The sequence below is a fragment of the Cupriavidus sp. GA3-3 genome (assembly GCF_000389805.1).
GTDB classification, from domain to species: Bacteria; Pseudomonadota; Gammaproteobacteria; order Burkholderiales; family Burkholderiaceae; genus Cupriavidus; species Cupriavidus necator_D.
In genome coordinates, this window is the sequence record NZ_KB944460.1 from 210306 (window position 1) to 222282 (window position 11977).

At 71.9% G+C, this 11977-nt stretch carries 4 protein-coding genes; 1 reads left to right on the forward strand and 3 read right to left on the reverse strand.

The features are described from left to right. Positions 1 to 21: 21 nt before the first annotated feature. Both C265_RS00995 and C265_RS01000 read right to left on the reverse strand, forming a co-directional pair. Positions 22 to 1704, reverse strand: coding sequence for a cyclic peptide export ABC transporter (locus tag C265_RS00995; protein ID WP_010810185.1), 1683 nt, complete (start codon positions 1702 to 1704; stop codon positions 22 to 24). Beyond that, positions 1701 to 4928, reverse strand: coding sequence for a non-ribosomal peptide synthetase (locus tag C265_RS01000; protein WP_052181577.1), 3228 nt, complete (start codon positions 4926 to 4928; stop codon positions 1701 to 1703). The genes C265_RS00995 and C265_RS01000 overlap by 4 nt, the downstream gene beginning before the upstream one ends. Positions 4929 to 5178: 250 nt before the next feature. Here C265_RS01000 and fhuF point away from each other — a divergent pair, with 250 nt between their 5' ends. Beyond that, a complete protein-coding gene (gene fhuF / locus C265_RS30940) occupies positions 5179 to 5934 on the forward strand; it encodes a siderophore-iron reductase FhuF (protein WP_081645093.1) in 756 nt (251 codons plus the stop codon). A 12-nt stretch (positions 5935 to 5946) separates the two neighbouring features. Here the strand turns inward: fhuF and C265_RS01010 are convergent, their stop codons facing one another. Continuing rightward, positions 5947 to 11973: a non-ribosomal peptide synthetase gene (locus C265_RS01010; RefSeq protein WP_010810188.1), complete on the reverse strand. Its 6027-nt coding sequence runs from the start codon at positions 11971 to 11973 to the stop codon at positions 5947 to 5949. Positions 11974 to 11977 lie beyond the last annotated feature (4 nt).

Below are 11977 nucleotides of genomic sequence, written 5' to 3' on the forward strand. Positions count from 1 at the left end.
CCCTGTCTGTGTTGGCGCGCGTCATGCGGCGGCCTGATGGTCGGTCTGGCCGGCCGCGGCGGGGGCGGTGGCGCTGTCGGTGGCGCTGTCGGCGCGGATCACGCCGCTGTCGGCGCCGATCACGCGGTCGGCCACGTGGAAATAGCGGTCGTCATGGCTGACCGCGACAATGGTCTTGCCGCTGCGCTTGAGCTCCGGCAGCAGCGATTCATAGAAATAGGCGCGGAACACGGGATCCTGGTCGGCTGCCCATTCGTCGAGCAGCAGCACCGGGCGCGCCTCGACATAAGCCGCCAGCAGCGCCAGCCGCTTGCGTTGCCCCTGCGACAGCTGCGTGGTCGACAGCAGGTCATCGCGGATGGCGACCTTGTGATCCATGTGCAGCCGCTTCAGGAAAGCATTGGCCACCGCGGCGTCGAAGCGCCCGTCCGGGCCGACCAGCCGCGCGAACAGATGGGCGTTGGAGAACACCGTGGCGAAATGGCTGCGATACCAGGGCAGCTCGGCGGTGCCCACCGGCCGGTCGCCGAGCGCTATGCTGCCGGCGCTCGGCTGGTACAGGCCCGCCAGCAGCTTCATCAGCGTGGACTTGCCGCTGCCGTTGCCGCCGACGATAAAGACCGTCTCGCCGGCGGACAGCGTCAGCGACACGGGGCCGAGGCGGAAGCCGCGCTCGTCGCCCTGGCCGGGATAGTCGTAGCGCACGTCCTGCAGCGTGATCAGCGGCGTGCCCGGCGCGGGCGGTGCAGCGGCGGTATTGGTCGAATGCAGCGCGAAATCCTCCGTGTACGGCGCCAGCCGCAGCGTCTCGATCTTGCGCAGCGCGACGTTGCCGGTCATCAGGATCGGCAGCGTGCCGACCAGGTCGTTCAGCGGCATGCGCAGGAACATCAGCACCAGCACGAAGGCGGTGATGCGCTCGCGCCCAATACCCAGCGCATCGCCGGCGATAAAGATCGCGCACGCCACCCCCAGGATCAGCGTCGCGGTGAACGACAGGCTCAGCACCCAGTAGCGGTCGGCGCGCACCTCATGTGCGCGCGCAAACTCCGCGGCGGGCTCGAAGTCGCGCTGGTAGAAGCTCTGCTTGCGCCAGGCATTGAGCGCCAGTTCGTAGCGGCCATCAATCGCGCCCTGGTAGCCGGCGTAGAGCCGGTCGTCGGTATCGCGCACCGCCTTCATCAGGGTGCGCATGCGCAGCACCCAGCGCTGCGCCAGCAGCACGCCTGCGCCCAGCACCGCGGCACCGAGCACGAACAGCTGCCACGACAGCCAGCCCAGGTACAGCAGCCCGCCCAGCACCAGCACGCCGTTGTAGAACACGAACGGCACGCGGTTGAAGGCCATGCCGATCGAGGCGATGTCCTTGGTCAGCGTGGCATAGACGGTCGGGCCGCCGATCGCTTCCAAGCGCTCCACGTCGGTATCGAGCACGCGCTTGAGCATGCGCAGCCGCATGTCGTACACCACGCGGTGGCCCAGCGCGGTCAGCAGCGCCTGCGAGCCGAAGCCGCAGCCGAACAGCACCGCCAGCAGGCCCAGCAGCACGCCGATGCGCCCCGCTTCCAGCGCCGCCGGCGCGGCGATCATGCGGTTGATCTCGGCAATCAGCGCGATGCCGGCGAGCGCGCTGCAGGTGCCCGCGGCCAGCGCCAACAGCAGGAGGCCGCCGAAGCGGCGGCGCAATGAGAGGAACAGATTCACAGGGCCTCCAGCAGATCGTTCATGAAGGCCAGGTCGGCGTCGGCATCGCGCCGGCCGGCCTGGTCGATCGCCGCGGCCATGTCGCGCAGCACGGGCGCAGCGAACAGCGCCGGCAGCGCCAGTTCGCAGGCCATCTGCTCGCGGATGCGGGTCTGCAGCCGCACCAGCAGCAGCGAATGGCCACCCAGCAGGAAGAAATCGTCGTCGGCTCCGGCCTGGGCCACGTCCAGCACCGCGCACCACAGCGCCGCCAGTTCATGCTCGGTCGGCGTCGATGGTGCCGCCGCCGCGCGCGGCGCGGCCGGCTCGGGCAGCGCCTGGCGGTCGACCTTGCCGTTGGCGTTGAGCGGCAGCGCATCGAGCCGCGTCAGGCTGGACGGCACCATGTAGCCGGGCAACTGCTCGCGCAGGCGCGCGAGGATGGCGTCGTCCGAGTCATCGCCAGCCGTGGCGGCCACGTAGTACGCGCACAGCCGCGCCATCCCGTCGGGACCCTGCCGGGCCACACAGACTGCCTGGCTCACCTGCGGGCACGCGCTCAGCGCCGCCTCGACCTCGCCCGGTTCGACGCGGAAGCCGCGCACCTTGACCTGGTGGTCGCGCCGGCCGAGGAACTCGACAATGCCGTCGACACGCTTGCGCGCCAGGTCGCCGGTCCGGTACAGCCGGTCGCCCGCCATGGCGCCCGGCGTGCCGGGCGCGAACGGGTTGGGCACGAAGGCCGCGGCGGTGCGGGCCGGATCCTCGGCATAGCCGCGCGCCAGCCCGGCGCCGCCGATGTAGAGCTCGCCGGCCACGCCCGGGGGCACCGGTTCGAGCCGCGCGTCCAGCACGTAGAGCTGGTTGTTGGCGATGGGCCGGCCGACCGGCGCGACCGCCCACGCGGGAGCGCCCTCGGCCGCCAGCGCATGCGCCGCGGACCAGACCGTGGTCTCGGTGGGGCCATAGACGTTGCAGACCTGCGCGCCCCTGGCCAGCAGTGCCGTGGCCAGCTCGCGCCCCAGCGCCTCACCGCCGCACAGCACGCGCAGCCCCTCCCATGGCGGCGAGGCTTGCGTCACCAGCATCTGCCAGGTCGCGGGCGTGGCCTGCATCACGGTGATGCCGTGCGCGGACATCAGCGCCGCCAGCCGCGCCGGGTCGCGCGCATCGTCGCGCGTGGCGATCACCACGCGGGCGCCGCTGGCCAGCGGCAGGAACAGCTCCAGCCCCGCGATATCGAAGCCGAGCGTGGTCACCGCCAGCAGCCGGTCGCTGCCGTCCATCGGCACCACCGGCGTCATCGCCCGCAAGAAGTTGGCAAACGCGCCGCGCGAAATCTGCACGCCCTTGGGCGTGCCGGTCGAGCCGGAGGTGTAGAGCGTGTAGGCCAGTTGTGCCGGATGGCATGGCTCAGCCGGCGGCGTATCGGGGGCCGTGCTCCAGGGCGGCGTGTCGCCGTCGACCAGCACCACCGCGCCGTTGTCGCCGAGCGCGGCGCGTGTAGCGGCGCTCGCCAGGATCAGGCGCGCACGGGCATGGCCGAGGATGTGGGCATTGCGCGCGGCCGGATGGTGAGCGTCGACCGGCAGGTAGGCGGCGCCCGCCTTCAGGATGCCGAGCAGCACTGCCACCAGCGCGGGCGTGCGCGGCAGGCACACGCCGACCAGCGCCTCGGCGCCGACTTCCTGCGCGGCCAGCCAGTTCGCGATGCGGTTGGCGGTCGCTTCCAGCCCGGCATAGGTCAGGCTCGAGGCGCCGTCCGTCACCGCAATGGCATCGGGCGTGGCCGCGGCGGCGCGCGCGATCCGTGCGACCACGTCGTCGGCCGGGTCGAGTGCAAGGCCGGTGTCGTTGCCGTCGGCCAGCGTCCGGGCCTGCTCGCCTTCATCCATCAGCGGCAGTGCTTCGAGCGGCGTCTCGGGCGCGGCCAGCATCGCGCCGAGCAGGTGTTCATAGTGCCGCGCCATCCGCTGGGCCGTGGCCGCGGTGAACAGCGTGGCGTCGTATTCCAGCGTAGCCGACACGCGCGTGGCGCTGGCGTGCAGGTCGAGCGTGACGTCGAACTTGGCGCTGTCGTCGGGCACCGGCAGTGCGCTCGCCTGCAGGCCGGGCAGCGTGAAGGCGGCGGGCTCGCCCATCTGCAGGTTGAACATCGCCTGGAACACCGGCGTGCGGCTGGGGTCGCGCGACGGCGCCAGCCTGTCGACCAGCAGTTCGAACGGCAGGTCGGCGTGGTCCAGCGCGGCGCGCGCATCGTCGCGGACCTGCTGACACAGCGCGTGGCCGCTCAGGCCGGGCGTCAGCCGGGCGCGATAGACCTGGGTATTGATGAAGCAGCCGACCAGTTCGTCCAGCTCTTCATGCGTGCGGGCTGCGTTGGGCACGCCCACGGCAAAGTCGGACTGGCCGCTGTGGCGCGCCAGCAGCGCCTGCCATGCGGCCAGCAACACGGCGAACGGCGTGAGCCGGCCACCCCGACCCGTGCCACCAGCGCAGTAGCTGCGCAGCGCTGCCACCACGTCGTCCGACAGCGTCCAGCGGACGCGCCCGCCCTTGCCTGCCGGCCGCGCCGGGCGCGGGGCATCGAGCGGCAGTTCCAGCGCGGGAATGCCAATGCCCAGGCGGTCCGCGCAGCGTGCCACCGCGGCATCGAGCGCAGGGCCATCGAGACGCTCGCGCTGCCAGGCAGCGTAGTCGGCGTACTGCACCGGCAGCGGCGTCCAGCCCGGCTCGCTGCCATTGACGGCCGCGGCATAGGCCCGCGCGAGGTCGCGCGCCAGGATCGGGTTGGACCAGCCGTCCGAGACGATGTGGTGCATGGCCAGCACCAGCACGTGGGCGCCATCCTCCAGCCGGGCGACGGTGACGTGGAAAGGCGCGGCGGCGTGCAGGTCGAGTACGCGCGCCGACTCGCGGCGCAGCTGCGCATCGAGCTCGCCTGCGGGCAGGTCGATCCATTGCACGGCCGGCGGCGCGTTGTCGACGATCTGCCGGGGCTCGCCGTCACCGGTCGAGAAACGGGTACGCAGTACCGCATGGCGCGCCGTCACCTGCGCCAGCGCCTGCTCCAGCGCCGGAGCCGACAGCGGGCCCTGCAGGCGCCAGGCGCGCACCAGGTTGTACGCGGTGCTGTCCGGCGCGTAGCGCTGCAGGAACCACAGGCGCTGCTGCGCGAACGACAGCGGCGCGGGGTCTTGCGAGGCGCGCGCACGGATCGTCAGGTCGGGCATAGGCTGCGTCATTGGGTCTCCTCGGGAGCCGCGAGGCAGCCATTGCTGGCCTGGCTGCCACCGCGCGCACGGCCTTGCCGCGCGAACGGCAAGGCCAGGACCGCCCCGCAGCCGCGGCCATGCTGCGACTGACTGGCAAGGGGGCGCCCAGGTGCGAGATTGTCTTTACAAAGCGAATTGCGAATATACCTGATAATCATTCTCATTTTCAACAAAGAAAAGGCGTTGACTGCATATCCGCAACGCCGTACGGGGCTGCCTCTTGTTTCCGTTACCGATCCTGCTTGCACTGTTTCCCGAGCCGCTGCGTCACTACGCCGAGGCCGTACGCATCGGCCCCACGACGTCCGATGACGTCATGCCCGCCGCGCTCATGTCCGCGCCGGCGGGCCGTGCCCCACTACGGCAGGCGCTTCACGCCATGGCCGTCCACTACGGTGGCGACGATGCGCGCGTGGCCGGCTCGGTCTGGGCGCGGCATTGCTTCTCCGCGCTGCTGCCTGGCACGGTGGCCGCCGCGGCGCTGGCGCACCACGTGCTGCCCTTGCGCGACACGGCCATCCGGCCCGATCGGCACGGCCGCGCCGTGACGTTGCTGCTGCCACACGCTGGCCAGAGGTTTGCCGGCGCGCCGCCGCAGCAGCGTTACGGCGCCCTGCTGGACGACCTGCTGGCACCGCTGATCGAAGCACTGGCAGCGGCAAGCGGCGCGTCGCCGCGCCTGCTGTGGGCCAATGCCGGCGCTGTCGTCGCCGAGGTATTGCGCCACGCGCCCGCCCTGCTGCAGCCGGATATGCCGGCCACGGACGCCACGCTGGCGGCCGACGCGGCCTGGCTGATGGACACCCGCACCCGCCCCGACGGCCGCGACAACCCGCTGCATGCGCCGATGCGCGCGCACCGCGTGACGCAGGACGGCACCACCACCACGCTGTGGCTGCGCCGGCTGTGTTGCCTGCGCTACCGCTTGCCGGCCTTCACGCTGTGCGGCGACTGCCCGCGCCGCCTGCTGCGGTAAAGCCGTCGGCACCTAGGCCGCCAGCGCGCTGGCGCTGCCGTGCTCCACGCGCACCGGCACTTCGCCCAGCGTGGCGCCGGCCAGCGCCGGCAGCGCCAGCAGGATCGCCACGCACTGCCGGGTCAGTTCCTCCGCCGCGCTGTCGTCGAGCGCCGCCGTGTCGTACTCCACGCGCAGCGTCAGCGTTTCACGCGGAATCACGATGGCCGTTACCGGATAGCTCATCTGTCCGCGGTTATCGACATCGCTGAAGCGCAGCACGCCGCGCTGGGTTTCCCGCAGCGTGCTGTCGACCGGGTAGTTCTCGTAGATCAGCATGGTGTCGAACGGCGTGCGCGTGGCATCGTCGCTGCCGGCCGCCCAGCTCTGCAGCCACGCCGGCGGCGCATGCTCGATCTCGCGCAGCGCCAGGTTGTCGGCCTGCAGCGCCGGCAGCCAGTCGGCCACGCGCAGCGAGTCGGGCAGCGCCTGCACCAGCGGCAAGGTACTCGCGAGCAAGCCCATGATGTCTTCGATGCCGGGCAACTCCGCCGAACGGCCCGAGCCCACCACGGCCATCCCCACCGTGCGCGCACCGGTGGCCTGGCGCAGCGCCAGCATCCATGCTGCCTGCACCAGCGTGTTGACGGTGACGTGCTGGCGGCTGGCGAAAGCGGCCAGCGTGCGCAGCGCATCGGCCTGCACCACGTGCTCCACCGCCCGGATCTGCTGCCCGCGCCGTGCCGGCGCGACCTCGCACGTGATGCGCACCGGTTGGCGTGCCAGCGGCGCCAGGCGCTCGCGCCAGCGTTGTTCAGGATCGGCGCCTGACTGCGCCTGCTGCCACGCCACGTAGCGGCGCAGCGACACCGCGGGCTGGGCCGGCTGCTCGCCGTCGTAGCCACGCAGCACCTCGCCCAGCAGGCGCGACATGCTCCAGCCGTCCAGCAGCAGGTGATGCCAGGTCCAGAGGAAGCGCCAGCTGTGGTCGCCGATGCGCACCAGCGTCAGCCGCATCAGGGGCGCCTGGCCCAGGTCGAAGCCCTCGCGGAACTCGGCCTCGCACAGCGCCTGCCATTGGGCATCGTCGGCGGCCGCGGCCGGACGATGGCTGCGTTCGCGCCAGTCGTGGTGCCTGACCGGCAGCGTGGCCTGCGTGGGCACCACCAGCAGCGGCTCGGCCTCCATGCCCGCGCCCGCTTGCAGCCACGCCACCCGGGCCCGCAGCACCGGATGCCGCCGCACCGCGTCCTGCCACGCCGCGACCATGCGTTCCACGTCGAGCCCGTCCATGGTGGCCTGCACCTGCACGGTATAGGCCGGCGAGCCGGGATGCCGCGCGCCGTGCCGGATCATGCCGCGCTGCATCGGCGTGGGCCGCCAGATGTCCTCGATCTCGTCGGCACGCAGCGCGAGCGCATCCAGTTGCAGCTGCGACAGCGCGCTGGCCGGCACATCGGAGGGCGTCAGCCGCGTCACGGCCTGCGCCACGCAATGCCCGACCACCTCGCGCAGCGACTGCGCGATGCGCGCCATCAGCGCTTCGATGGTGACCTCGCGGAACTGCGCGCCGCTGTAGGTGCAGCGGAACTGCAGGCGGCCGCCCTGGATCCGGCCGTCGAACGCCAGCGGCGCCGGCAAGGGGATGTCGTCGGAGACGCCACGACCGGTATCCTCCGCGGCGGCCTGCCAGCTGCCTTCGCCAAGGCTGCCGTCGAACTGGCCGAGGTAGTTGAACAACACCTGCGGCGCGCACGGCGGCAGCGCCGCAGGCGCGAGAGCGCTGAGCACGCCGTACCCCAGCCCTTGGCGCGGCACCGCGCGCAGCGCTTCCTTGACGCCGGCGATGGTGTCGCCAACGTCCGCAACGCTCGCCAGCCGGACCGGCCAGACGCTGGTGAACCAGCCCACCGTGCGGCTGAGATCGAGCGCGCTGCCGGCCGCCTCGGCTTCGCGGCCGTGGCCTTCCATGTGGATGCGGATGTCGTCGCGGCCAGCAAAGGCGCACAGCGCGCGCGCGAAGCCCGTCAGCAACAGGTCGTTGACGCCGGTGCGGTAGGCGGCATGGGCACGCCGCAGCAAGGCGTCAGTCGTGGCCGCGTCCAAAGCAAAGCTTGCCGTGCGGGGGCGCGCCGGTTCACCGCCCGGACCATCGCATGGCAATGACATCTGGTCGCGCGTGACGGTGCGCCAGTATTCGGCCTCGGGCGCGAACATGTCGCGCGCCGGCCCTGCCAGCGTGCGGCTCCATGCGGCATAGCTGGCGCCCACCGGCGCCAGCGCTGCCACCTGTCCCGCCAGCCGGGCGGCGTAGGCGGCCTGCAGGTCTTCCAGCACGATGCGCCATGACACGCCATCCACCACCAGGTGATGGCAGACCAGGAACAGCCGCTCGCTGCCATCGGCGACGCGCAGGTGCAGCGCGCGCAGCAGCGGGCTGCGGGCGATGTCCAGCCGGTCCTGCTCCGCATCGCAGGCAGCGGTGATTGCCGTGGCGTCCGGCACGTCGATGGTCGTCAGTGCGACCGCGGCCCCGGCCTCGGCGACGGCCTGCTGACGCCAGCCTTGGTCCGTGCGAGTGAAGCGGTAGCGCAACGCGGCATGGTGGCCGGTGACGTCCTGCAGCGCGGCCTGCAATGCCGGTGCGTCGATGGCCGACTGCGGGCGCAGCAGCACCGACTGGTTGAAGCGGTTGCGGCTGGCCTCGGCCAGCGGCTGCCCGAGAAAGGCCGCCTGCACCGGCGTCAGCGGCGCCGCGCCAGCGTCATCGTTGGCCGCATCCTGCGCCGTGCCACCCACGCGCTCCGCCACCCGCGCCAGCGCGGCCACCGTCTGGTGCTCGAATACCTGGCGCGGCGTCAGCCGCCAGCCCTGCAAACGGGCGCGCGCGACGATCTGCAGGCTCAGGATGGAATCGCCGCCGAGCGAGAAGAAGTTGTCATGCAGGCCCACCTGCGCGATGCCGAGCACGTCTGCCCACACGGCCGCCAGCATCCGCTCCGCCGCGGACACCGGCGCGGCGTAGGCGGTCTCGGCCTGCCACTGCGGTTCCGGCAGCGCGCGCCGGTCCAGTTTGCCGTTGGGCGTGACCGGGAGGCTGTCGAGCTGCAGGATCGCGGCCGGCACCATGTAGTCGGGCAAAGCCGCCGCGAGCGCCGCGCGCAGGGCCTCGCACGATGCCGCGCCCTGCTGCGCCACGACGTAGCCGACCAGCCGCGTGCCGGCGGACGTCTCGTGCGGCAGCACCACCACTTGCCGAACGCCGGGCTGCGCCAACAGGCGCGCCTCGATCTCGCCCAGTTCGATGCGGAAGCCGCGGATCTTCACCTGGTGGTCCTGCCGGCCGAGGTATTCGATGCAGCCGTCGGGCTGCCAGCGCACCAGGTCGCCGGTGCGGTAGAGCCGTCCACCGGGCGCGCCAAACGGATCGGGAATAAAGCGGTCTGCCGTCATGCCGGCGCGGCCCAGGTAGCCGCGCGCCAGCCCTTCGCCGCCGAGATAGAGTTCGCCCGGCACGCCCACCGGCACCGGCTCCAGCCGGCTGTCCAGCACGTACGCGCTGCGCGCCCCCACCGGCCGGCCGATCGGCGCATAGGCGCCGGTGACCTGGGCTTCCGCGTCAGCGGCCCTTGCCTTCCACACCAGCGGCGTCACCACCGTCTCGGTCGGGCCATAGCCGTTGATGATGTGCTGCGGCCGCAGTGCCTGCGTCAGGCGGGCCACGCCCGCCCGGGGCATGGCTTCGCCACCGAAGGAATACAGCCACAGCGGCGGCGGATCGCCCTGCGACTCGGCCCAGGCCGCGAGCTGGTGCAGGTAGCGCGGCGGAAAGCCCGCGTGCGTGACCGCATGGCGGCGCAGCGCGGCGTAGGTCTGCTCCACGCTCCACAGCGTGTCGTCACGCAGCACGATGCTGGCGCCGCTTGCCAGCGGCGCCATCCAGCGCTCATGCGCGCCGTCGAAGCTGAACGACAGGAAATGCAGCTCGCGGCTGGTGGCCGTGATGTCGTAGCACTCGGCAGTGGTGACCACGTGCATTGCCAGCGGGCCGTGCGCCACCGCGACGCCCTTGGGCTTGCCGGTCGAGCCCGAGGTGTAGATGACGTAGGCAAGCTGCGCCGGGTGCACGGCAATTTCGGCATCGTGTTCGGGCCAGGATACGTCGGCGTCGTCATCGACCAGCAGCACCGGCAGGCCTTCTGCCACCGGGAAGGACTCGCGCAGCGCGCGCTCGGTCAGCAGCAGTTGCGGGGCGGCGTCCTCCTGCATGTCCAGCAGGCGCCGCGCCGGATAGGTTGTATCGAAGGGCACGAAGCAGCCGCCAGCCTTCAGCACCGCCAGCAGCGCCACGATCATGCGCGGCGAACGGCCCAGCGCCACGCCGACACGGCTCTCGGCGCCAATACCCTGCGCGACCAGCCGGTGCGCGAGCCGGTTGGCCTGGCGGTTCAACTCGCCGTAGCTGAGCGTGGCATCGCCGAACAGCACGGCCGGGGCCTCGGGCACGCGGCGGGCCTGGCCCGCCACCTGCACATGCACCGGCACGAACGGCGGTGCCGCGCAGCCGGGTTCGCTCCAGCGGGCCAGCGCGTCGCGTTCGGCATCCCCCAGCAGCACCGCTGCGGCGGACGTCGTGGCGGGATCGGTAGCGAACGCCTGCAGCAGGCGCCCATAGTGCCCCGCCATGCGCGCCACGGTGGCGGCATCGAACAGATCGGCGGCATAGGCGATCCGGCCGAAAAGGCTGCCATCGGGCAGCTCGGTGGTGGCCAGGCTGAGTTCGAAACGCGCGGTCGTCACCGGCAGTTCCAGCGACGTGACGCGCAGCCCCTTCAGCTGCGGCACCGCCGCAGCGCCAGCGGCGCGATGGTCGAAGGTGACGTTGAACAGCGCCGGCTGCGCCAGGCTGCGGCCGGGCTGAAGCGCCTCCACCAGCAGGTCGAACGGCAGCGCCTGGTGCTCCTGGTCCGCCGCCGCCTGCCGCGCCAACCGCGGCAGCAGTTCGGCAAACGGCTCGTCTGGCGCCACCTCGGCGCGCATCACCTGCATGTTGACGAAGCAGCCGACCAGCGCCTCGGTCTCGCTGCGTTGCCGGTTGGCCACCGGCACGCCGATGCAGATATCGGCCTGTCCGGTGTAGCGGTTCAGCAAGACCGCATAGGCGGCCAGCAGCGCCATGTTGAGCGTGGCCTGATGCGCGCCGGCAAGCGTGCGCAGCGCCGCGGCCACGTCGGCCGGAATGACGAAGGTGTGCTCGGCGCCCGCGCCGGTACGCGCCGCGCGGCGTGGCCGGTCGGCCGGCAGATCGAGTGCGGCGCCGGGCGCATCGCCCAGGCGTTCGCGCCAGTAGCCGAGCTGGCGCTCGGCTTCGCCGGCGTCCATCCAGTTGCGCTGCCACGCGGCAAAGTCGGCGTACTGCACCGGCAGCTGCGGCAGTTCGGCCGGCGTGCCGGCGGCTTCGGCCGCGTAGCAGGCGGCCAGCTCGGCGACCAGGCGCACGATCGAGGCGCCATCGGCGACGATGTGGTGCAGCACCACTACCAGCACATGGGACTGGACGCTCTCGCGGATCAGCGCGACGCGCCACAGCGGTCCTGCGGCGAGATCGAACGGCGCGTGGGCAATGCCGTCGATGGTGGTGTCCAGGCCGGCGGGATCGGCTTCCATCTCGACGAATGGCGGCGGCAGGCTGTCGTGCACCTGCTGGCGCGCCACGCCGGCAGCGTCGGTTGGATAGGTGGTGCGCAACACCTCATGGCGCGCACCGATGCGATCGAACGCACGGCGCAGTGCTGCGGCGTCGAGCGCCCCTTCGAGCCGGTATGCGCCCGGCATGTGATAGGCGGTGCCGGCCGGATCGAGCTGCTGCAGGAACCACAGGCGTTGCTGCGCGTACGACAGCGGCAGCGCTTCGCTGCGCGGCGCGGGCACGATCGGCAGCGTGGAGAAGGCCACGCCTTTGTCGTGCAGCGCGGCCAGGAACGCCGTGCGCTGCGCTGGCGCCAGCCGGGCAAAGCGCGCGGCGACCTGCGCGTGCGCGGTATTCAGTGCATCTGACATGGGA